This is a genomic window from Niallia alba, from assembly GCF_012933555.1.
In the GTDB taxonomy this organism is placed as follows: domain Bacteria; phylum Bacillota; class Bacilli; order Bacillales; family Cytobacillaceae; genus Niallia; species Niallia alba.
In genome coordinates, this window is record NZ_JABBPK010000001.1 from 3209965 (window position 1) to 3233987 (window position 24023).

General features: G+C 35.5%; 25 protein-coding genes. 1 reads left to right on the top strand and 24 read right to left on the bottom strand.

From position 1 onward, the window contains the following. Positions 1-58: 58 nt before the first annotated feature. The 3 genes from HHU08_RS15465 to spo0A form a co-directional block, all read right to left on the bottom strand. On the bottom strand, positions 59-781 hold the full coding sequence (locus tag HHU08_RS15465) for a glycerophosphodiester phosphodiesterase (RefSeq protein ID WP_016203254.1): 723 nt from the start codon (positions 779-781) through the stop codon (positions 59-61). A 278-nt stretch (positions 782-1059) separates the two neighbouring features. Continuing rightward, positions 1060-1260 carry a cold-shock protein gene (locus tag HHU08_RS15470; protein WP_016203255.1) on the bottom strand — a complete coding sequence of 67 codons (201 nt, stop codon included), beginning with the start codon at positions 1258-1260 and terminating at the stop codon, positions 1060-1062. Between the two features lie 327 nt (positions 1261-1587). Then, positions 1588-2373 carry a sporulation transcription factor Spo0A gene (gene spo0A / locus HHU08_RS15475; RefSeq protein ID WP_016203256.1) on the bottom strand — a complete coding sequence of 262 codons (786 nt, stop codon included), beginning with the start codon at positions 2371-2373 and terminating at the stop codon, positions 1588-1590. Between the two features lie 486 nt (positions 2374-2859). Between spo0A and HHU08_RS15480 the strand changes: the two genes are divergently transcribed. Continuing rightward, complete coding sequence (locus HHU08_RS15480) at positions 2860-3777, top strand: 1,4-dihydroxy-2-naphthoate polyprenyltransferase (RefSeq protein WP_016203257.1); 918 nt, start codon at positions 2860-2862, stop codon at positions 3775-3777. Between the two features lie 71 nt (positions 3778-3848). On the opposite strand, the gene spoIVB is transcribed toward HHU08_RS15480, so the two are convergent. The 21 genes from spoIVB to spoIIIAA form a co-directional block, all read right to left on the bottom strand. Next, on the bottom strand, positions 3849-5141 hold the full coding sequence (spoIVB, locus tag HHU08_RS15485) for a SpoIVB peptidase (RefSeq protein ID WP_016203258.1): 1293 nt from the start codon (positions 5139-5141) through the stop codon (positions 3849-3851). Positions 5142-5354: 213 nt separating this feature from the next. Beyond that, positions 5355-7043 carry a DNA repair protein RecN gene (gene recN, locus HHU08_RS15490; RefSeq protein WP_101730850.1) on the bottom strand — a complete coding sequence of 563 codons (1689 nt, stop codon included), beginning with the start codon at positions 7041-7043 and terminating at the stop codon, positions 5355-5357. Between the two features lie 16 nt (positions 7044-7059). Continuing rightward, positions 7060-7509, bottom strand: coding sequence for a transcriptional regulator AhrC/ArgR (ahrC, locus tag HHU08_RS15495; protein WP_016203262.1), 450 nt, complete (start codon positions 7507-7509; stop codon positions 7060-7062). Between the two features lie 285 nt (positions 7510-7794). Then, positions 7795-8625, bottom strand: a complete 831-nt coding sequence (locus tag HHU08_RS15500; protein ID WP_040343429.1) for a TlyA family RNA methyltransferase — start codon at positions 8623-8625, stop codon at positions 7795-7797. Between the two features lie 7 nt (positions 8626-8632). Further along, complete coding sequence (gene dxs / locus HHU08_RS15505; protein WP_169188813.1) at positions 8633-10525, bottom strand: 1-deoxy-D-xylulose-5-phosphate synthase; 1893 nt, start codon at positions 10523-10525, stop codon at positions 8633-8635. Between the two features lie 585 nt (positions 10526-11110). Beyond that, positions 11111-12004, bottom strand: coding sequence for a polyprenyl synthetase family protein (locus HHU08_RS15510; RefSeq protein WP_016203265.1), 894 nt, complete (start codon positions 12002-12004; stop codon positions 11111-11113). Positions 12005-12007: 3 nt separating this feature from the next. After that, positions 12008-12247, bottom strand: a complete 240-nt coding sequence (locus HHU08_RS15515; RefSeq protein WP_016203266.1) for an exodeoxyribonuclease VII small subunit — start codon at positions 12245-12247, stop codon at positions 12008-12010. A 3-nt stretch (positions 12248-12250) separates the two neighbouring features. After that, positions 12251-13597 (bottom strand): exodeoxyribonuclease VII large subunit, encoded by a 1347-nt coding sequence (xseA, locus tag HHU08_RS15520; protein ID WP_016203267.1) that lies wholly within the window; start codon positions 13595-13597, stop codon positions 12251-12253. A gap of 186 nt (positions 13598-13783) precedes the next feature. Further along, complete coding sequence (gene nusB / locus HHU08_RS15525; protein WP_016203268.1) at positions 13784-14179, bottom strand: transcription antitermination factor NusB; 396 nt, start codon at positions 14177-14179, stop codon at positions 13784-13786. Between the two features lie 277 nt (positions 14180-14456). Then, on the bottom strand, positions 14457-14864 hold the full coding sequence (locus HHU08_RS15530; protein ID WP_016203269.1) for an Asp23/Gls24 family envelope stress response protein: 408 nt from the start codon (positions 14862-14864) through the stop codon (positions 14457-14459). 15 nt (positions 14865-14879) lie between these two features. Beyond that, entirely contained in the window at positions 14880-16238 is a 1359-nt protein-coding gene (gene accC / locus HHU08_RS15535) for an acetyl-CoA carboxylase biotin carboxylase subunit (RefSeq protein ID WP_016203270.1), read from the bottom strand. Between the two features lie 18 nt (positions 16239-16256). Continuing rightward, on the bottom strand, positions 16257-16730 hold the full coding sequence (gene accB, locus HHU08_RS15540) for an acetyl-CoA carboxylase biotin carboxyl carrier protein (protein WP_016203271.1): 474 nt from the start codon (positions 16728-16730) through the stop codon (positions 16257-16259). 277 nt (positions 16731-17007) lie between these two features. Continuing rightward, positions 17008-18123 carry an IS4 family transposase gene (locus HHU08_RS15545; protein ID WP_169187985.1) on the bottom strand — a complete coding sequence of 372 codons (1116 nt, stop codon included), beginning with the start codon at positions 18121-18123 and terminating at the stop codon, positions 17008-17010. 436 nt (positions 18124-18559) lie between these two features. Then, positions 18560-19111, bottom strand: coding sequence for a SpoIIIAH-like family protein (locus tag HHU08_RS15550; RefSeq protein WP_169188814.1), 552 nt, complete (start codon positions 19109-19111; stop codon positions 18560-18562). A gap of 13 nt (positions 19112-19124) precedes the next feature. Next, complete coding sequence (gene spoIIIAG / locus HHU08_RS15555; protein WP_169188815.1) at positions 19125-19778, bottom strand: stage III sporulation protein AG; 654 nt, start codon at positions 19776-19778, stop codon at positions 19125-19127. Further along, positions 19771-20403 (bottom strand): stage III sporulation protein AF, encoded by a 633-nt coding sequence (gene spoIIIAF, locus HHU08_RS15560; protein ID WP_169188816.1) that lies wholly within the window; start codon positions 20401-20403, stop codon positions 19771-19773. Before spoIIIAF ends, spoIIIAG begins: the two co-directional genes overlap by 8 nt. Before the next feature lie 15 nt (positions 20404-20418). Then, entirely contained in the window at positions 20419-21651 is a 1233-nt protein-coding gene (gene spoIIIAE / locus HHU08_RS15565) for a stage III sporulation protein AE (protein WP_205835626.1), read from the bottom strand. A gap of 29 nt (positions 21652-21680) precedes the next feature. Further along, entirely contained in the window at positions 21681-22076 is a 396-nt protein-coding gene (gene spoIIIAD, locus HHU08_RS15570) for a stage III sporulation protein AD (RefSeq protein WP_051994032.1), read from the bottom strand. Between the two features lie 8 nt (positions 22077-22084). Further along, positions 22085-22291 carry a stage III sporulation protein AC gene (gene spoIIIAC / locus HHU08_RS15575; protein WP_016204918.1) on the bottom strand — a complete coding sequence of 69 codons (207 nt, stop codon included), beginning with the start codon at positions 22289-22291 and terminating at the stop codon, positions 22085-22087. Between the two features lie 18 nt (positions 22292-22309). Beyond that, positions 22310-22825, bottom strand: coding sequence for a stage III sporulation protein SpoIIIAB (spoIIIAB, locus tag HHU08_RS15580; protein WP_016204917.1), 516 nt, complete (start codon positions 22823-22825; stop codon positions 22310-22312). Continuing rightward, entirely contained in the window at positions 22826-23752 is a 927-nt protein-coding gene (gene spoIIIAA, locus HHU08_RS15585; RefSeq protein WP_101730843.1) for a stage III sporulation protein AA, read from the bottom strand. Positions 23753-24023 lie beyond the last annotated feature (271 nt).

Below are 24023 nucleotides of genomic sequence, written 5' to 3' on the forward strand. Positions count from 1 at the left end.
AAAAAACTCCCACAAAAACTTGACTCAATCTTAGAAGGATAGGGGAGACCTTTGTTCTTTATAACTGTGTTAAAATTTCTCGTGCGATTATTGGCTCATCTGTAATAATTGCTGATATTCCTTCCTTCATAAGTGCTCTCATCGTTTTCGAATTATTTACAGTGTAGGCTCTTACTTTTATATTATTCGATTCAGAAGCTCTGATTATTTCTCCGTTTAATCGTTTATAATTTGGATGAAAACCTTTGGCATTTATAGCATTGGCATAAATCCATGGCTGATAGATACCATCTGACAATAGCGGAGCCGTTTCTATTTCTGGAGCAATGCGATAACTATGAACGAGACTATAATGATTAAAGGAAGAAAAAATGATCCGTTTTTCAAATCCATATTGTCTGATGAGATTAATTGTTTTTTCTTCCATTCCCTCATAGGAAATCTTATTATTCTTCATTTCAATATTACAGATTATTGAATTCCCCTGCATCCATTCAAACAACTCACTTAACGTTGGAATAGATTCTTTATTACTATACTTAAATCGATGTCCTGCATTTAACGCTCTTAATTCTTTATAACTCAATTGTTGCACAAAACCTGAGCCGTTAGTCGTTCGATCAACTTTTTCGTCATGGATGATAACAATTTCCCCATCCTTAGTCATTTGAATATCTATCTCTATTCCATCAGCCTTTGCCTTTTCTGCTTCTACAAAAGCTATCATTGTATTCTCAGGATAATTTGCCGAAAAACCTCTATGTGCAAATATTTTCGTCATATGAATTCACATCCTTATGTAAAACTTCCTTTTATTAGCAATAGAATATTCATTTGTATTGCTAATAAAGCGAAACTTCCATCAGTGGGGGTTTTCCCTCCTCCCCCCACTGATGGTTAGTTGAACCAATCAGACCTTTATGGACAGTTGATCTCTCACCTAGCTTCCTTGTATTCTCATAAGCTTGAGGGGTGGAGTCTTACTCTCCGTTAAGAGTGGAATAAATGATAAAAAAACAGGCTCCAACATATGTCAGAGCCTGTATCGTTTTTGTTAAATTAGTTTTTTACTACGTTAGCAGCTTGAGGTCCGCGTTGACCTTCTTCAATGTCAAAGCTTACTTCTTGACCTTCATCTAAAGTTTTGAAACCTTCAGTTTGAATAGCGCTGAAATGTACGAATACATCTTGTCCTTCTGCTGTTTCGATGAATCCAAAACCTTTTTCTGCGTTAAACCATTTTACTTTACCTGTAGCCATTTCTTGTTTCCTCCTATGTGCTTAATGCACAAATGTATTACTATCCTTGCTCGTAGTAAAAAATAAAGAAATATGTAAATCTCAACTATTTTCTAAAGAACAAAAATAAGTCTCCTTAATATTAACAGGTTCATCTACAGAAAGCAAACCTTTAAGAATAAATTTTTCAATTTTTTAAAATAAATTCCTTATTTTGGATTTATCACAATTAATTACGCTTCAAAGATTTGCCTCTTAAGATTAAATAAAGGCTTTCTTGGTATCATTTCAATCATACCAAAAACAGCAAACGTCATTTTGGTATGTTTGAAAACTTTCCTAACCCTCTCAAGAAGCCTTATGTTCCAACCTTAATTTATCTGCTACAATCGCGATAAACTCAGAGTTTGTTGGTTTTGCTTTAGACATGCTTACCGTGTAGCCGAATAAGGAAGAAATGGAATCGATATTTCCTCTGCTCCACGCTACTTCAATTGCATGACGAATTGCACGTTCCACACGGCTTGCCGTTGTATTAAATTTTTTGGCGATATCAGGATACAATACTTTTGTGATCGATCCTAATAATTCAATATCATTATAAACCATAGAAATAGCTTCGCGTAAATAAAGGTAGCCTTTAATATGAGCAGGTACACCAATCTCATGAATTATACTCGTAATGCTTGCATCCAAATTCTTCGTTTTTGGTTCTTGGTGTGTTTTGAAAGAAGTAGAAGACTTTCTCACAAATCCAGTTGTTTTACCGCTTACTTGGCGAATATGGCTTGCTAAATAATCCATATCAAACGGTTTTAAAATGAAATAAGAGGCCCCTAATTCAACGGCTTTTTTCGTAACATCCTCTTGGCCAAAAGCTGTTAACATTATCACGTTAGGCATAGGTTTATTCATCTGGCGCATTCTTTCTAGTACAGCTAGACCGTCTAAATGAGGCATAATAATATCGAGAACCATAACATCTGGTTCTAACTGTTCCATTAATTCCAGACACTCTTGCCCATTATGTGCAACTCCAATTACTTCCATGTCAGCTTGAGCATCTATATACTCTTCCAATAATCCAACTAGTTCTCGATTGTCATCCACAATACAAACTTTTATCTTTTTCAACGATTGTTTCCTCCCTCAATCCAAATGTCTCTATTTTATCTATATTTTTATTCTAAAGGACATTTTCGACAAAGCAACCAAAAATCCTTTGATTTTATAAAAAAAACTTAAAAAATAGGAAAAACCCTATTATTTCTCTCATTTTCTCATGTTTTCGACCGATTTCGATATATTTCACTCATTTGTCGAAAAATCTTTATATTATTATTATACATTACCGAGTAGAGAAGAAAAAGAACATAGGAAAATTAACTTCCATTTACCTAAACACTTCTTTTTCTGGAAGAAAAAATTATGACTTTTTTATGAATATTTTCTTGTTGGAAGATTACTTTATACGTTATTATTAAAGTTGGGCAAAAGATGCACTTATTTTTGATTCCAATAAATCTGTCTAGAACAGATTAAACATTAAGCACATTTTTTACTTAAGCTATAAAGTAGTCGTGCTTTTATCATTTTCCCAGAGATAGAAAGGATATTTTTATGGAGAACGTCACAAACGAAGAAAAACCAACTTATAAAATACTGTGGAAGCTAACAAGGCCTCATACGCTAACAGCTTCTTTTGTACCCGTTTCAATTGGTACAGTATTATCTTTCCCTCATGCCTCAACAAAATGGGGTTTATTTTTTGCCATGATGTTTGCTTGTTTGATTATTCAAATAGCAACTAACTTATTTAATGAGTACTATGATTATATAAGGGGTATAGATACGGCAGATTCTGTAGGAATAGGCGGAGCTATTGTTCATCATGGAATGAAACCGAAATTAGTATTAAATATGGCCATTTCCTTATACGTTATTGCACTGCTTTTAGGTATATATATTTGTTCTAATACTTCTTGGTGGATTGCATTAGTCGGCTTGTTGGGCATGGCTATTGGATATTTATATACGGGTGGACCGCTACCGATAGCCTATACACCATTTGGAGAAGTATTTTCTGGCATCTGCATGGGATGTATTTTTATCCTTATTTCTTTCTACATTCAAACTAGTGTCATCAGTCAAGAAAGTATCCTTATTTCTGTACCAATCGCAATTCTTATTGGCGCCATTAATTTATCAAATAATATTAGAGACATTGAAGAGGATACATTAGGTGGCAGAAAAACGATTGCTATTCTAATCGGCTTTAACAAAGCAGTCAACCTCCTTGCGGCATTATTTATATTATCTTATCTTTGGATCGTTATCTTCGTGGCTTTTGGCATTTTCAGTCCATGGCTCTTAATTGTATTGCTAAGTTTCAAGAAGCCCCTTGAAGCAATCAAAGGCTTTAGAGGGGATCGAAGCCAAACACCGATTGCCATGAAAAATACCGGATTGACAAATACTATGTTCGGATTATTTATTACAGTTGGCTACTTGTTAGATTTCATCATGCAAAACATGTAAAAAGTAGGTACATTTAAAATGTAGCATGTAAAAGGATTGTCGATTAATCCTTTTACATGCTACGTTTTTATTTATGACGCTTTTTGTCCTTTTTCGTAAATATCAATTCCTGCCTCATTTAACATCCATTCAATATGCACTCCGTATCCGCTTGTCGGATCATTTACAAATACATGTGTCACTGCACCTATAACCTTTCCATCTTGAATGATTGGACTACCACTCATTCCTTGTACAATCCCGCCTGTTTTGCTTAATAATTCTTTATCTGTCACTTTAATGACTAATCCTTTTGTAGCAGGATACTTTTGCGGAACAGAGCTTACCACTTCTATATCAAATAGCTTCACCTGATCATTATCTACAACCGTCAATATTTGTGCTGGTCCTTCTTTTACTTGGTCTGATAATGTAATTGGCATCGGCTTATCCATTATTCCATTTTTAATTTCTTTATTTAATTCACCAAATATTCCAAAAGGACTATTTGTTTTAATATCCCCGATTACTTCTTTATCTTCTGAGAATCTTGCTAATTTTTCACCAGGATTCCCATTGCTTCCTTTTTCGATACTTGTGACCGTTGATCGTAATACTTCTCCATCATCCACAACAATTGGTTTTTTTGTATCCATATCTGATATTACGTGTCCTAATGCACCATATTTCATCGAATCTGGGTGATAAAAAGTCATCGTTCCAATCCCTGCTGCTGAATCCCTTATATATAATCCTAATTTAAACGCGTTATCCCCTTTTTCTTTTAGCGGCATTAACTTTGTTTTAAACTCTTCTTTCTCTCTTTTTATTTTTAAATCTAATGGTTTATTTTCTTCGCCTGCTTTTTGAACAAATGGTGCTACATCTGCCATTTTCTCGATTTTCTTTCCATTTATTTCTACAATCATATCGCCAACTTTAATCCCTGCTTTTTCACCAGGTGATTGCTTGCCTTCTTCGGTGTTAACCTGATGGTGCCCTACCACCAATACGCCAACTGTATTTAGTTTTACCCCGATGGATTGGCCACCAGGAATTACTTTAAAATCCTTTAAAACATTCACATCCACTTTTTTTATCGGAAAACCTGCAAGCTCAAGCATCATCTCGTCTTTCCCACTAACTTTTCCTTGCAAAGAAAGTTTTCCTTTTTCTTGACTTAATGCAACAACCGAATCTTCGTCTGCTACATTTGCTGTCACAGAAATCGCCTCACTATTGTTGATTGCCACTGATTGTCCTTCAAACAATGTAATGCTCTTTGGGATATGAAGATATTCTTGAAATGATTGATTACATACTAACGATATTAATGAAACAAGGAGAATCCCACCAATTATTTTTCTAAGGATATCACTTTTCAATTCACTTCACTCTCCTCGCTTCTTTTCACCACTACTTCTCCGGCTACATTTATAAGTTTGCCTGTTACGGCCTCATTTATAACTGTTAAAAATTTTAAATACCTACCCATATTGGATAAATTTTGAAATTTATCTCTATCGTGTTAGGTATATCTAGACAATTATTCAAAAGAATAAAATAAACCTCTGCACATATACAGAGGTTTTACGTGTCTATATTTTATTCTTGGCTTTTTGCGCTAATTTTAACAGCTCTTTTGCATGTTTTTTTGTTAATTCCGTTATTTCTGTTCCAGAAATCATTCGTCCAATCTCTTTTATCTTTTCTTGTTGTGCTAATGGCGTTACCGAGGTAGAGGTTCTTCCATCCTCAATTTTTTTCGCAATGAATAAATGCGTATCAGCCATTGCAGCAACTTGCGGTAAGTGAGATATGCAAAGCACTTGAGAATCAACGGAAACATGATGAATTTTTTCAGCAATAGCTTGAGCGACTCTTCCACTTACCCCAGTATCTACCTCATCAAATATAATGGATGTAACGCCTTGATGTTTAGAAAAAATACTTTTTAATGCAAGCATCATTCTCGATAATTCACCGCCAGAAACGATTTTCGATAGTGGTTTTAACGGTTCTCCTGGGTTAGTGGATATATAAAATTCGACTACATCAATTCCTTTTTTAGTGACATTGTTCTCATCCGCATGGATTCTAACCTCAAAAATGGTCTTTTCCATGTAAAGTTCTTTTAATTCTTGATGAATACTATCTGTTAAACGGACAGCAGCTTTTCTTCTTAAGGTATTCAATTCCTTCGCTTCCACTAAAAGATCTTTTTTCAGAGAAGCTAGCTCACGCTCCAATAAATCAATATGAGTTTCTTTATTTTGTAATGTTTCTAATTCTTCTTCTATTTTAGCAGCATACTCTAAAATATCTGTTACGGTTGTTCCATATTTCCGCTTTAATGTATTGATTTCATTGAGCCTTGTTTCAATCTCATTCAATCTTTTAGGATCGTATTCCAAGTAATCTAAAGCACTTCGCAGCTGTCTTGCAATATCCTCTAAAATATAATAACTATTTGAAACAGATTCAGCCATATCTTTGTACTCGGTATCAAGGCTTGCAGCTTCTTCCATATTACCCATTACCTCACCAAGCCAATCCAAGCCCTTTTGCTCTCCTCTAAGAGCGTTATAACCTGTCTGGATGCTATCATAAATTTTCTCAAAATTACTTAATTTTTTTCTTTCTTCCATTAGCTCTTCATCTTCGTTTATTTTTAAATGAGCGCTTTCGATTTCATTAAACTGAAATTGCAATAAATCTAGTCTTTGAGCCATTTGTTGCTCATTTTCCGTTAAATTCATTAATTTTTTTTGCGTTTGGTTATAGGAACGGTAGACTTCTCCGTATTCTTCCAGAACAGGGGCTAATTCTCCCATTGCAAAAGTATCCAGCAAATGTAAGTGTTTCGTTTCATCCATTAATTCCTGATGTTCATGCTGTCCATGAATATCTATTAAGGTTGAACCTATTTCACGTAGGACAGCAATTGTGATAAGCTTCCCATTAATCCGACAAACACTTTTGCCAGACAAAGCAATATCTCTTCTTAACACAATAGTGCCTTCGTCTATATCTATGCCAAATTCATCCATTTTCCGAAAGCATGGATGACCATCTTCAATATAAAATAGCCCCTCAATTTCCGCCTTTTCTTCCCCATGACGAACAAATTCAGCTGAACCACGACCACCAACTAATAAATTTATAGCATCAATAATAATTGACTTTCCCGCACCAGTTTCACCTGTAAGCACAGAAAGTCCCTTTTTAAAAGAAATGGATAGACTATCTATGATTGCGAAATTTTTAATCGATAATTCACTTAGCAATTATTGTCCCCCCATATTACAGCATATCAAGAAAGCGATCACTAATTTTCTTGCCGTCATCTGCGGAGCGACAAATAATTAAACATGTATCATCTCCACAAATAGTTCCTAATATTTCATCCCAGTCTAGATTATCTATTAATGCCCCAATTGCTTGAGCATTTCCTGGCAAAGATTTTAGGACAAGTAAATTTTCAGCTGAATCGATTTTTACAAATGAGTCCATTAACATTCTTTTTAATTTTTGTAACGGATTAAAGCGTTGATCAGCTGGTAAGCTATATTTGTATCTACCATCTTGAAGCGGCACTTTAACTAAATGCAATTCTTTAATATCTCTTGATACAGTAGCTTGTGTTACATTGTATCCGGCACTTTTCAACTCATCGACTAATTCGTCTTGTGTTTCTATATCATTATTGGTAATGATTTCTCTTATTTTTATATGCCTTTGACCCTTATTCATATATTCCATCCTTTATAGTGGTTATCATTTTTATTCAATATGTACAACTTTTTATCCAAAGTATTTGTTTCCTTTTAATCGTTCATTCGATTTTTTTAGACATTTTCCTTCTATTTTATTTTACCGTGTTTGTTCGCCTTTTTACAAGAACAAAGAAAACAAATTACTTCTGCAACTATTTTCGCTCTATTTTGGACATACCAAAAAGGGTCAGCCAGCATAGAAGTACTACTAGCACATTGACTAATAGATCCCTTGATGCAGTCAAACCCTTTTACCATTAGCTTATTCTTCCGTTTCCTTTTTTGCTTTCAATTCGGAATGTGCAGCTTCTACAGTCTCTTTTATTTGATAAAAATGTGTTGATTGCTCTCCACGTTCATCCCAATGAAGATGTAGTAAAAACTCAATATTTCCATCCCCACCTGTTATGGGAGAAAAAGACAGATTTTTAACGATATATCCCTCTTTAATAGAAAAATCGATAATCATTTCTAATACAGATTCATGGACTTTTCGGTCTCTGACAATTCCTTTTTTCCCAACCTGTTCTCTGCCTGCTTCAAATTGAGGTTTTACTAGTGCAATGATATCACTGCCTGATACTAACAGTGTTTTTAATACTGGTAGTATCAGTTTTAATGATATAAAAGAAACATCTATAGACGCTATGGTAGGCATTTCCCCTTTTAAATCCGCGGGAGTTACGTAACGAAAATTGGTTCTTTCCATTACAATGACGCGCTCATCTTGTCTAAGTTTCCAAGCCAACTGATTATAACCCACATCTAGCGCATAGGATTGTTTTGCTCCATTTTGGAGCGCACAATCAGTAAATCCACCAGTAGAGGATCCAATATCTAGTAATACTTTTTCTTTCATATCGACATCAAATGCTTTCAGCGCCTTTTCAAGCTTCAGTCCGCCTCTGGATACATACTGTAGCGTTTTTCCTTTTACAGACAGCTTTGAATCTGCGCTAATTTTTTCACCTGGTTTATCTAGTCTATTCTCCTCACAGTAGACAATTCCAGCCATAACAGCTCGTTTTGCCTTCTCCCTTGTGTCGAATAAGCCTTGTTCCACTAATAATACATCAATTCTTTCTTTCTTCATGAATAATCTAAGCCCTCTTTTGTTTTTTTCTGGCAATGGCTAAAATTCTATTTACAACTTCCTCTTTAGTTAATTTAATTTCACTTAATAAAGAGTTCACATCTCCATGCTCAATAAATTCATCTGGGATTCCCATGCGATCAATCACATTTGCACCAAACCCATGATCATGTGCATATTCTAAACAATAACTTCCAAAACCACCTTGCAGAACAGCTTCTTCAATTGTCAAAATTGGTATTTGTTTTTGCAATAAGTCTGTAAGCATTTTTTCATCTAGCGGTTTAATAAATCTGGCATTAACTACTTTTACATGGATTCCCTGTGATTCGAGTTGATTTGCTGCTTCCATCGCCATTTCAATTGTCGTTCCAAACGTAAGGATTGCTGCATCTGTTCCCTCTCTCAGTACTTCCCATGTACCAATTGGAATCGTTTTTAAAGTAGGATCAAGCTTAACTCCTATCCCATTGCCACGAGGAAAACGCATAGCAATCGGTCCATCATTATACTCTATTGCTGTATTTACCATATGCTGTCCTTCGTTTTCGTCCTTTGGCATCATCAATACTAGGTTTGGCATATGTCGTAAAAACGCAATATCATAAATTCCTTGATGCGTTTCCCCGTCTGCTCCTACTAAGCCTGCTCGATCAATCCCAATAAACACATTTAATCTTTGACGGCATACATCATGAAGTACCTGATCATACGCTCTTTGCAAAAAAGTAGAATAGATTGCTAAAAATGGCTTCATCTTTTGTGTAGCGAGTCCTGCTGCTAATGTAACTGCATGCTGTTCAGCTATACCAACATCTAACATTCGATCTGGTAATTCTTTTGCAAATGCTTCTAATTTTGAACCAACTGGCATTGCAGGAGTAACAGCCACAATTCGTTTATCTGATCTAGCCAATTTTAAAACGGTATCACTTACGAGTTTACTCCACGCAGGTGCAGTAATCGTTGGTTTGACAAAATCACCTGTTTCAATCTTATATGGACCAGTTCCGTGCCATGTTCCAATTTTATCTTTTTCTGCAGGAGAAAATCCTTTTCCTTTTTTCGTAATGACGTGCAATAAAACTGGGCCGGAAGTTTTCTTTGCATAGTTTATTTGTTCGAATAAGTCATCAAAATCATGTCCATCTACTGGACCTAGATAAGTAAAACCTAACTCTTCAAAAAACACACCGGATACCAATAAATATTTTAGGCTATCTTTAATTCTTTCCGCAGTAGAAGCCATCTTTCCACCGACTGCTGGAATTTTCTTCAAAAGCATTTCCAATTCATCTTTTACCCATTGGTATTTTCCAGCCGTTCTTAATCTGCCTAATACTTGATGAAGAGCTCCCACATTCGGTGCAATCGACATTTCATTATCATTGAGGATAACAATCATATTTTTCTTTTCATCACCGATATGGTTTAATGCTTCAAGAGCCATTCCACCTGTTAATGCGCCATCTCCGATTATTGGAACAATATAGGAATCTTCTTTTTTGATATCCCGAGCTACGGCCATCCCCATTGCAGCAGATAAGGAAGTAGAGCTATGACCGGTTTCCCAGACATCATGCTCACTTTCATTCATTTTTGGAAACCCACTTAATCCTTTGTATTGTCTAAGGGTATCAAAATCTTTTGCACGACCTGTTAAAATTTTGTGTACATAGGATTGATGGCCTACATCCCAAATAAATTTATCCTTTGGGCTATCAAAGCTTTTATGAAGGGCAATCGTTAATTCCACTACCCCTAAGTTAGGACCAATATGACCGCCAGTTAGAGAAAGCTTATTAATTAAAAAGTGACGGATTTCTTCACTGAGGCTCTTTAGTTCCTCATCAGACAACCCCTTTAAAAATGCTGGATTTTCAATTGACATTAAATCCATAAGGTAACAACTCACTTTCATTCAGTATATAACCAAAAATAGCGATGAATGTGCGACTAGATTGGTATATCTTCCTTCCGTTTAACTATTTCTTTTCATCTAAGATTGTATTTTATATTAGAATACCTTATTTTTATTAAAAAACCTAATTTATACTTGTATTTAAATATGTATTATACCATTCCTTCACAGATAATAGTAGTAATTCTACATAGTAAGAACAGTAGGGCTTTTAGCGCTCAAAAAAAGGATGCCTCAAAGTGGAACAGCACTCATACACTTTTATAAATGCTTTGTTTTATAAAATGCACGAGTGCTGTCAAATATGATTGAGACACCCTGATATGTTCTTCTATATTTTTATCCCACTCTTAACGGACAGTAAGACTCCCCCCTCTTTTTTTATGAGAATACGAGGAAGATAGGTGGGAGATCAACTGTCCGTAAAGGTCCGATTGGTTCAACTAACCATCAATGAAGGAAAACCCCCACTGATGGAATTTTCACTTTATTGCTTCCTAAAGAAACTTAATACTATTATATACCATCATTAAAAAGCTTTTAAACGGTTAAATAAAGTTATTATTAATTATTTCTATATGCAATTAGATTTGTAATCTCTTCTAAGATTGCGCTATCTAAGTTTAAGCTCCTAAGTAGATCTTTTGCTCCTTTAATATGTAGATCTAATTCTTTTTTTGCTCCACCCATTGTCAGGATTTTCGGATAAGTACTTTTGTGATTATCCATATCACTGCCAATCGGTTTTCCAATGACAGCTTCATCACCCTCTAAATCTAGAATATCATCTCTAATTTGGAAGGCTAACCCTAAATGATAAGCAAATTGCTTTAATGTCTCTATTTCCTTGCTTGTAGCACCTGCTAATATTGCACCAATTATGATACTTACCTCTAATAGCTTTCCTGTCTTATGTAGATGAATCTGTTCAAGTTCTCGCTGATTTAGCGCTTTATTTTCTCCTTCTATATCAGCAACCTGTCCACCTACCATTCCTTCAGCTCCTGCTGCTTCTGCTAACAGGTTAATAGTAGTAAGAATAAGATCAGAAGGAATATTTTCCTGCGTCATCCGTGTCATAATTTGAAAACTATAGGTAAGAAGTGCATCTCCTGCTAGGATTGCTGTTGCCTCTCCATATACTTTATGATTTGTCGGTAATCCTCTCCGTAAATCATCATCATCCATGCTTGGTAAATCATCATGAATTAAGGAGTATGTATGGATCATTTCAATTGCAGTTGCAGGTAATAACCCTTTAAATGGATCTTTTCCATACGATTGAATAGTTGCAAATAAAAGCAATGGGCGAATTCTTTTTCCACCTGCATTCAGTGAGTACAGCATGGAATCTTTTAGGTTAGAAGGAGCAACAAGTTTTTCTACATTTTGCTTTAATTCTTTTTCTAAAAGATCTTTATACTTTTTTGTAAAAGCTGACAAAGAGATATTATTCAAGCGTTAGTCCTCCTCAGCAATAGAAAAAGGTTGTTTTTTTCCATTTTCTAGAACAACTTCAGCTAATTGTTCTTCGACATTTTTCAATTTTTCATGGCAGTATTTAGAAAGTTCCATTCCTTTTTTATACGTATTAATCGCTTCTTCTAATGGAACATCTCCTTCTTCTAATTTTTCAACGATTCTTTCTAATTCTTCCATCGCTTCTTCAAAAGATGGCTTTTTTTCCGAATTGGTTGCCAAATTCTACCTCTCCTTTACCGCAATAATTTCCGCCTCTATAATACCATCAGCTAAATTCAATTCAATCTGATCTTTTGCTTGCACTTGTTTAATGGTGGCTATTAACTTTCCATTACTATCATATGCTACATTATAACCTCTTTCCATTATCTTTAACGGACTTAATGCATCCATCTTACCTATTATCGAAAGAAAAGACTGCCTTTTTGCCTGAAGTATGAGCTCTGTATTGCGGATCATATTTTTTTGTAAGTTAGCTAAATCGTGGTGCGCTTTCTTTATATATTGATCAGGATGATTTCTTAGTAATTGCTTTTGGATTGATTGATGTTGATTGTTCTTCTGATCAAAAACTCTTTGTACATTACGGATTAGCAACTCTGTCTGTTTATCTAACTGCTCCAATTTCTGATCATATAAAACCTTAGGATAACGAAAAGCATAGGAACGTTGAATTCTGTTTAAGCGTAGTTTCTGTAATTCCACCTTTTCTTTTATGCCCCTAATTAACCGACTTTGTCTTGTCAAAATCCGTTCCACGAGTTCATCAATATGAGGTACGGCTAATTCAGCTGCACCAGTTGGAGTCGGCGCCCGCATGTCTGCAACAAAATCAGCAATAGTAAAATCTGTTTCATGACCGACAGCAGATATAACAGGAATAGTTGAAGTGTGAATGGCTCTGGCAACGATTTCTTCGTTAAAAGCCCATAATTCCTCAATGGAACCGCCGCCTCTCCCTACAATGAGAACATCAATTATCGGTGACTCCTGCTCATTTGCTTGTTGAATAGCCTTTACAATGGAAGGAGCCGCCGTTTCTCCTTGAACTAACGCCGGATAAATCATAATTTTAGCGATTGGGTATCGTCTTTTAATTGTCGTAATAATATCTCTAATAGCCGCACCAGTAGGCGAGGTAATTACACCAATTGTTTTTGGATATCGCGGAATTATTTTCTTATGTTCTGGCAGAAACAAGCCTTCTTGCTCTAGTTTCGCTCTCAACTGCTCATAGGCAAGATACAATTGTCCAATACCGTCTGGCTGCATTTCATTCACATACATTTGATACTGTCCGCTTGATTCATAAACAGTAATACTTGCTTTAACAAGTACTTTCATCCCATTTTCTGGCGTGAATTTCATTTGCTGGTTATGACGCGCAAACATAACGGCTAAAATCCTGGCTTTCTCATCTTTTAAGGTAAAATACATGTGACCACTTGAATGCTGCTTAAAGTTGGATATTTCCCCTTTCACCATGACTTCGTGCAGATGAGGATCGGCATCAAATTTTCTTTTTATGTATTTCGTCAAAGCATGTACCGTTAAATAACGTGATTCCATTTATAAAAACTCCTTATACAGGATGGAAAAAGGGGTGTAGCATCCATCCACCACATCCCTTTTTCATTCATGTTTATAGGTTATAGAAGGAAACAATTTAGGATGATAACAAGTCTTATCTGCTTGTGATGCAAACAAGAAATCATTCAAATATTAGCACTTTTGATCAAACCATCGTTTCTCTTATTATTGCTGATTTTCTTTGATTTTAGATAATACTCCGTTGACGAATCTACCAGATTGATCATCTCCATAAAGTTTAGCAATTTCTACAGCCTCATCTATTGCTACATTTACAGGTACATCATCTGCTTGACCATACATCATTTCATACGCTGCAAGACGTAAAATGTTCCGGTCTACATTAGCTATTCTTTCCAGTGACCAATTTTCTAGATATTGTTTGATTGTTTCATCAATAGAAACTTGGTGGCTAAGAACCCCATCCACTAATTTAGTAAGATAGGAATCGGATTTCTCTCCTTCTAAAACATGTTCTATTGCTATTTCCTTGTCTATATCACTAATATCAATTTGAAATAGTGCCTGTAAGGCCTTTTCTCTGGCAGTTCTTCTTTTCATTATTTAAGCTCCTTTAAAATCCTTCCATAGGTTTAAACCAACCTATTTATCTATGCTACATGAATAATAGCATAAATAAAAACAAAACTCTATCTTACGTGAAAAAAACCTAGAATTATGTTTGTACTGCTTCGTAAATTCTCACAAAAACAAAGGCTGTCCAAGATAAGAACTCGATATCTAATAAAAGGGGTCCCCTTTTATTAGATATTTGTTCTCTCCTGTTCAGCCTTTGCTATTAAAAATTATTATATTCTAGCTACTAGTAGATAGTATTCTACATTTCTTGCTGTAATTCAGATTCTTGTTTTGTCGATTCGAACTGAACACCAACAATGTGAATATTAACTTCCTCTGTTACTAGTCCAGTCATATTGATTAAAGTCTGACGAATATTGTCTTGAATTTGTTGTGCAACTTGTGGGATAGAAACACCAAAATTCATCACGCAATATACTTCAACTTTAATACCTTCTTCACTAAGGTCAACTTTTATCCCTTTGTTGTGCATCTTTTTTCCAAATTTCTCCACAACTCCAGTTGCAAAATTGCTTCTCATTTGAGCTACACCTTCTACTTCAGAAGCAGCAATACTAGCAATAACCTCAATTACTTCAGGAGCAATTTCTACTTTGCCTAGTCCATTATACTCTTGGTTCATTTCTAAACTTGTTGTTTCGCTCATTACTTTTTCCTCCTTTTAATCTTCTGATTTCATTAAATCATACATCTCTAAAAACTTTGTGTTGAAGTTGCCTTCCACAAACTTTTCATGATTAAGGAGATTTAAGTGAAACGGAATCGTAGTGTGTACACCCTCGATTACAAATTCACTCAGCGCCCGTTTCATGCGGGAAATAGCTTCTTGTCTAGTTGATCCATAGGTAATTACCTTAGCAATCATACTATCATAGTATGGTGGGATCTTATAACCTGGATAAGCAGCTGAATCAACACGTACTCCTAATCCGCCTGGCGGTAAATACATATCGATTTTCCCTGGTGAAGGCATGAAATTTTTCGCAGGATTTTCTGCGTTGATACGGCATTCTATTGACCAACCAGTAAATGTAACATCCTTTTGTTTATATTCCAAAGGTTTGCCTGATGCAACTAGTATTTGTTCTTTAATTAAATCAATACCAGTTACCATTTCCGTTACTGGATGCTCAACTTGGATGCGCGTATTCATTTCCATAAAATAGAATGCTTGATTTTGATAATCAAAAATGAATTCAATCGTTCCTGCACCTGTATAATTTACTGCAGCGGCAGCTTTAACAGCAGCATCCCCCATTTTTTCTCGCATTTCTTCTGATAATACAGGAGACGGAGATTCTTCGAGCAACTTTTGCAATCGACGCTGTACGGAGCAATCTCTTTCTCCTAGATGAATGACATTCCCATAATTATCAGCAAGTACTTGCAATTCTACATGGCGGAAATCCTCGATATATTTTTCTAAATACACTCCTGCATTCCCAAAAGCTGTTAATGCTTCTTGCTGCGTAATGTTTATTCCTTTAATTAATTCTTCTTCTGTTCTTGCTACACGGATTCCCTTACCACCGCCACCTGCAGTAGCTTTAATAATAACAGGATATCCTATTTCTTTTGCTAATTGAATGCCATCTTCTAGATCTTTAATAATTCCTTGGGAACCAGGCACGATTGGCACGCCAGCCTGACGCATTGTTTCTCTCGCAACATCTTTTGTTCCCATTTTATTAATAGCCTCTGGACTAGGTCCTACAAACGTGATTTTGCAATCTCTGCACAATTCAGCAAAATCAGCATTTTCCGCCAAAAATCCGTATCCAGGATGAATGGCATCGCACCCTGTTAACGTTGCTACACTTATTATGTTTGTAAAGTTTAAATAACTATCCTTTGAAGCTTTTGGTCCTATACAATACGCTTCATCAGCGATTTGTACATGCAAAGCCTCACGATCTGCTTCTGAATAAATAGCCACCGTTTGGATATCTAATTCACGACAAGCTCTTATAATACGAACAGCTATTTCTCCTCTATTTGCGATTAATAGTTTTTTTATCATCGATTAAACCCCTCTTAGTTACGCCTTTACTAGAAATAATGGTTCCCCGTACTCTACAAGTTCTCCATCTTTAACGAGAATTTCTACAATTTCGCCATCTACTTCTGCTGTAATTTCGTTAAATAACTTCATCGCTTCTACGATACAAACAACAGAATCTTTTGTAACCTTATCTCCTACTTTTATAAATGCAGGAGCATCTGGAGAAGCTGATTGATAGAATGTTCCTACCATCGGAGAGGTAATCTTATGTAAGTTTTCATCGATTGATTTTTCAGGTGCTTCTGTAACTACACTTTCAACCGCAACCTCTTTTGTTGTTTTCGCTTCTTCTTGTTGGATTGTTTTTGTAACAACTGGTGCTGCTACTACTGCCTCTCCAACATTCTTTTTGATTTCAACTTTCACGCCATCTTGTTCATATAAAAAATTGCTAATAGTCGAATCATCTATTAATTTAATTAGTTCTTTCACTTCTGAAATTTTCAACATATAATTGCACCCCTTAAGTCATTCTTTTAGTACTAGATACTAATATCATACGATAAGACCTTATTATAATTCAACAATCATCTTTAAAACATTACTTTTTTGCTACTAATTTTTTTATTATATTTTCACACTAGTGTTGCATAAATAGTGTCATAATTTTCAGTTTACTCACCTTCCCTGTTTAGAGGCAAAAAAGTAAATACCCAATCAAAGGTGGCCCCATCCATTTGGAAATTTATTTACAATTAGACTTTTGCAACGACGACAATTTGCATATTTAAGGGATGGCTTTTCCTTCAATCTTTCGAAGCCAAACATTCGCTGGTTTCCACAATGCAGCCCTTAGATAACGGCTAATCTGTAAGGTTTTTCGCTTGCTTCTGGTCTCGATTTGCACGAGAACATGTAGGCAAAAAACAATTAGTGCGATAAATACTTGATTTTGAATCGCCCATTCGCTTTGACCGTAGAACTTTTTGATGCTGAGATGTTGTTTGATCCATTTAAAAAACAGCTCAATTGCCCACCGTGATTTATACATTTCTGAAATTTCTTCGGCGCTTAAATCAAAACGATTTGTAATTAAATGAAGTTCATTTCCTTTTGAGTCCATCACTTTTAGAAGCCGAAAGTAATTTTCAGCACGGTTTTGAGTCGTACCTATCAACACCATTTGGTCTGATAAAACAGCTGTATCCTTGGGTAGCTTAAAATCGTAAACGTTCCGTATGACTGCATTTTTGCGTAGCCGTGAAAGAAAGAAGTAGCCATCATCAGTCATGCGATCAAAGCGCTCGTAGTCTAGATAACCACGGTCAAACACATACATGCATTCCTTGTCATCCACCATGATTTCAAGCTGACCACGGTCATGTTCTTTTGCCGTTGTCATAACGGCCTTTTCAGGATAGGATATACCCTTTTCCATAAACACAAGGCGCAAATGTAACTTTACACCTGCTTTTGTTTTGCGGAATTTAGCCCATTTATGATTGGTCAAATTAAGTGGCAATGTGCTTGAATCAATGATTTTTAACGGCATCACGAGTTTCGTGTAATGCGTTTTGGCATGAATTTGTGACACTAAATCAAGGAAAAGCCTTTGAAATAGATCAGGGTTTATGCCGTTTAACCGCCGTGACAACTGAGAAATACTAATAGAATCAAGGTCTATCCCTTTTTGAAGCTGGTCATCGAAAAGACAATCACCCAGCGCATGCAGACTTTCAATTTCTTGTAGCTGCGCAAAAAGTAGTAATTTTAGAAATGACTCTGTCGTTAATTTTTTCGTATAGTAATCTAATTTCATCGTTTTCACGTTTTCTTCAAATAATTGAAGATTTATAGGTGAAAACCATTGTCCAAATGAAGTTTTTCGTGTAATCTTGTCCATGTGATGGTCCTTTTTTAGTGGATTTGGACGGGTTACCACCTGACTAATCCATTATAAAGGACTTTTTCTTTGCGCAAAATAATAATATTGAACATTTTGAGTATTTTTAATAGTGAATTTAAATTAATGCAACACTAGTGATATTTTCATAATAATTTTTAAATCCGCGGGAAATCATCTCTCTTTCTACCTACTTATCATACCACTATCTTTTTAAAATAACTAATCAAAGCTGACGATTTACAGAAAACGCTTACTTTTATAATTGATGTTAAAAAGAGCAAAAATTGATTATTATTAATAACACAATTTCACTAATAGATTGATTCATTCTACCTAAAAAAACTGTAGACACTCAATAACAGTGATCTACAGTTTTGGACTAGCTATTCGTTTTTTCCCCATATTATTACTTGTTACTTCCCTGTTGTCTCTATTATTTCGGATCGATTTTTACAGCAACGTTAGCATTTGGTGAATCCATGTTCTTGCGGATAAGCTGAACGATTTCATTTGCCGCTTCTGCAGATAATTCTTCTGCTTTCACTGTTACTTTTACCGTCCCATCATCAGAGGTTTGTACAAGGACGTCTTCATAGTTTTCTGCTTTAATTAGACTTTCCATTATCTTTTCATTATCTGTAATAGCTTGAAGCTCTTTAATTTTTTCAGTAGCTTCATTTTTCTCTTCGGCTGTTTTATCTTTAGATCCCTGTACTGTTACTAGCTCTTCTTTCATTTTGTCTCGTTGTTCCATTAAGTCAAGGCGCATTTGCTCAAATACCGCTTCAGAATCAGTAGTTGTAACAGTGCTTTCTCCTTTACTGTCTGTAGCTGTTTCTTTGGCATCATTTGTCTTTGCATTATCTTCTTCTGTTGTTGCAAATTCATTTAACCGAGACTCTGGTGAAGTAATATAGTAAACAGACAACACCACAACCAAACTTAACATTGTTAACAACCACACTGTTTGCTTTTTTAATAACATCTATTATTCCCCCTTAGTTTTGTTTAGGTTGTACAGAAACTCTATGGCTTGGAACATCCAGTGCCCGAGTAACTGCCTCTACTATCATTGTTTTTACTTTTATATCTTCAGCTCCTTTTGCAACAACTAGAACCCCAACAATTTTAGGTTTCATCGTTTCGACTACAATCGGAACTTGTTTATCGCCATTTGGCACTAATACTACGGTTTCCTCATTTGATGTTTCTTCTACATTCCTATTTCCTCCCTGTGTATCCTTTTCTTCTGTTTTCTGGATTGTTTGGGATTGGTTTTTTTCATATACTTTCTTTTCTGAACCTTCTATATTTACATAAACAATTGCATCCTTAACTCCCGCTATTGCCGTTATTGCTTCCTTAATTTCTTTTTTGTATTGTTCTTCATAATCAGCAATAGTTAAGTTGTTACTAGAGGCTTTTTGTCCAAATGTTTCTTCGGCATCTTGAGAGGAAGCATCATTACTATAAACTGCAACTTCTTGGGCATTTTTATCATCCTTAAAAAACATATTGCTCAACAGCATGATGGCGACTCCAAACAATACAACGATGACAATGTAGGTGGTTTTCCCCTGTTTTTTTTCATTCCCATCGTTTGACAGAAAATTTTTCAACCAGCTTAATGGCCCTTTGTCCTTGTTATCCATTTTTCTCATCCTCCCCTCCTTCGTACATAATTACAATTGCATCATCTCGTACTTCCCACTTTTCGGAAAGAAAGGAAATAATACTTTCTGTATCCATTTGTTTCGATTCATCTTTGTCAAGAAGAGGTTGCTGTGTATCAATTCGAACAGGGCTTACAGCTTCCACAACATTATTTTGATCCTTGCTATCTTTCATATGGATAACCAGTTCTGTTAAGTTTGCGGGAAACCCAACATCCTTTTCTTTGTCTATCGATAATTGAATCGAATTGATCTCCATTCCGTAATTTGCTATCAACTCCTCATTTGCATCCTCTTTTAATTGGACAGCCATTTTATTTAATGTATATTCATCAAGTGAGGCTTGTATTTCTCTTTTTTTCAATTCGATCGAATTATTCATATTTTTTTGTTCTGGCTGCCCCATTGCACTAGCAGTAAAAACGTCTTCAAAATCACTAGATATCAGCTTAAACACAGGTGTCAATATGACTGTTATCAACAATAATCCTGCAACCATTTTGGCGTATTTCTGAAAGGTAGAATTCGGCAAAAGCATATCCACAACGGTTGCTAGCAAAATAAACAGAATAATATTAGTGACCCATTCTGTAATAAAATTCATTCTTTCTCCCCCCTTCTACCTGACCATCATCGTTAAGTTACTAGCAACAATGATCACTGTAATGCTTAAGAAAAACATCAGGGACACGATCGCTAATGCTGCAAAGACATAAATGACGCTTTTACTAATAACATCTAAACATTTGATGACTGGACCGCCGCCGATTGGCTGCAAGATTGCTGCTGCAAATTTATATATAAAGGAAATCATTAAAATCTTGATTGCCGGAAAGGCTACAAGAAGAAGAAGGATTACTACGCCTGCTATCCCTACCGTGTTTTTTAATAATAAGGAGGCATTTATAACAGTATCTGTTGCATCTGTAAACATTCGTCCGATAACAGGAATGAAATTCCCTGTTACAAACTTAGCTGTTTTTATCGTAATCCCGTCAGTTATAGCAGAAGATGCCCCTTGTACAGAAATAACACCTAGAAATATCGTTAAAAAAATCCCAAGAATCCCTATGCTAATATTTCTTAACAAATTTGCTAATTGGGTAACTTTGTATTGTTCTGATAAACTACTTACGACATGGAGTAATGTGGATAAAAATAACAGAGGGAGCACAATATACTCGATTAACATGCCGCTTGTATTCATTAAAAATAAAATGACGGGATGAAAGAATGCAGCAGATATAGCACCACCTGATGCTGCCATAAGGGCCAGCAATAACGGCACCAGCGCTAATATAAAATTTGTCATGTTCGAAATAGCATCACTCGCATATGTAATAGCTACATGAAAACTATTTAATGCAAGTATAATTAACACCATAAAAACAATCGCATATGCTACTTTACTGATTGAGCTTTTCTCAAATGAATTTTGAAGCATCTGCAACATGACACTAAATATAGTAAGTAGGATTAAGGAACCTAATAATTTTCCATTTACGATAATTTCATGGAACGCAAATTGAAGCATTCCGTGGAAAAAGCCCTGTAAATCAAAGCTTTTATTCCCAACCATAAAGTCATAGAGACTGCCCTTTTGACTTTCTGGTAAAAAACCTCCATACTCTGTTTTGATAGAATCCCAAAATTCCGTTAATTCATTGAGATCTAAAGACTCCAATTGCGATTCAACAATTTTTGTTGGATCCATTCCTTCTTCCTTTATTTCCTCTGCTGTTTCCGTATCTTCTGTTTTTGGTGATTCGTGAGGTGAGGCTTGTACAATAGGTTGATAGAGAAAAAAGATAGCTGCCATTATTAGTAGTACGATTTTCAGCTTTGTTTTCAATTTTTTCACCTCGGAAAACGGTTTCCTAGTTAATTGGGAATCATATTTAAAATGGTTTCAACTAAAACGGTTAATATTGGGACTGCCATGGCTAAAATCAATATCTTTCCCGCAAGTTCAATTTTGGAGGCAATCGATCCTTGCCCTGCGTCTTTTGTAATTTGCACAGCAAATTCAGCGATATAGGCGATTCCAATAATCTTTAGAATCGTCTCGACATAAACGGTATTTACCCTTGCATTTAAGGCTATTCTTTCAACCATTTGTATAATAGCGGCAATTTGATCAACAAGAAAAAGAAAAATGGCACAACCAACAAAAACTACTAGTAAAAAAGCGATATTAGGCTTCTGTTCTTTTACCACGAGTGCTAAAAATGTGGAAATGAGTGCAATTCCAACTATTTGAAGAATTTCAATGATGATATCCTCCTTTACCCTTGGAATAGAAATACTGCTTTAATTTTCTGGAACAAATCATTCACGATGTTTGCTACCATAAACAAAATGTAAATAAATCCAAACAACGTAACCCATTGCGCGTATTCTTTTTTGCCGACTTGGTCGAGGATTGTATGTAAAAAAGCTACAACGATTCCAACCCCAGCGATTTTGAATATAATATCGACCTCTAAGCCCATAAAAGTCTCCTCCTAAAACTACATCAATAAAATGACAATCAGCAGGCCGGACAAAAACCCGAGACTTCTTATCATTTTCTCGTATTTCCCTTGCGTTTCCCTTGCTTCTGCTTCTTCTCTTTCCAGATGAGTAAGTGTTAGCATAATTTGCTTTTGTTGCGATAGACGGTCATGCCGCCCCAATGTCTCTCCAAACTGCTTCATAATTTCTAATTCGGTACCCTTCATCGCCGTTTTTTTCCAAATGTCATTTAAAGAAACTGCCCATGCTTCTTTCACGGTTGTGTCCTCTTTAATTAAGCGATCTGCAAAACTCGCAAAAAAGGAACTTAATGGCTCATTTAATTGTTCTGCTAATCTTCTACTTGCTTCGTGCAAGGGGGTATGTCCATACATAATCTCTGCCTCTAAAGATTGTAGTGCAGATTTTAATGCGCGAATTTGCTTTGGTCTTTGGCTTAATAGCTTTGAAAATTCCATTCCACCCCAGCTTGTGGAAGCAAGAATTAAGATTGCACCAATTATTTTCATCATTTACTTCACCTTCATTTCATCCATCAATAATTGGCCTTGTCCATTTCTTATTGCTGTCACTGTACCAGGACCTTTCTTTCTATTTAATTCAATATATCGTTCAAATATGCCCATTTTTATCATTCTAGAGAGCATAGGCCGTTTTTTCACTTCATCTAAATTTGATCCATGTGTAGTCATTATTAATTGGATGCCCGCATTTACTGCTTCTAGAATGGCTTCTTCATCTTCTTTCCGACCGACTTCATCCACAATTAGAACATCTGGACTCATGGAGCGAATCATCATCATCATTCCTTCGGCTTTTGGACATGCATCCAGTACATCAATTCGTGGTCCAAATGTCATTTGAGGGATCCCATCTAAACATCCAGCAATTTCAGATCGCTCATCTACAATTCCAACTTTTGCTGGTTTTAATAAAGAATTCTCCTCCTCCGAAGAAATTAGTCTAGCAATATCTCTTAACAAGGTTGTTTTCCCTGTCTGAGGAGGTCCAATAATCATCGTATGATGCCATTTCCCCTTATCATATAAGTAAGGAATAAATGAATTAGCTATTCCAATTTGCTCTTTTGCTATCCGAATATTGAAAGAAGCTACATCTCGTATAGCCTTGACTTTGCTATCTTGTAAAATCACTCTGCCAGCTAGTCCAATTCGATGTCCCCCCTGAACAGTGATATATCCTCTTTTCAATTCTTCTTCCATTGTATAAACCGAATATTGACTTATTTTATTTAACAATTGATTCCCATCCTCTTTTGAAACGATAAATGGGAAAAAGATAGAACGCCCATTAATAAAAACTTCTAATGGCCTGCCTATTCGAACTCGAATCTCTTCCATTCCTAATCTTTCTGCTGGAGGGATTGTGAGAATATGATTTTCAATAGATTTTGGCAAAAAAGAATAGATGGTATTCACAATGAAATTCCTCCTTTGTTAAAAAGGCTTTTACAATATTTAAACTGATTTGTTATGACATATATAGGATGACTTATTAAAATGTATGCTTGTCTTCTTCTTTTATGTCACTTCGGATTTAATTCTTCTATTTTTATCAATTATTGTTTTTTCATAGGAAAGATTATTATTTAACTAAGCTGAGCAGCTTGAAAACACTTAGATACCATAGAGGATAATGAAAAGGTATCTGCTATATTTAGGCTTCGCCAAGTATATGAAATCAGCCTTT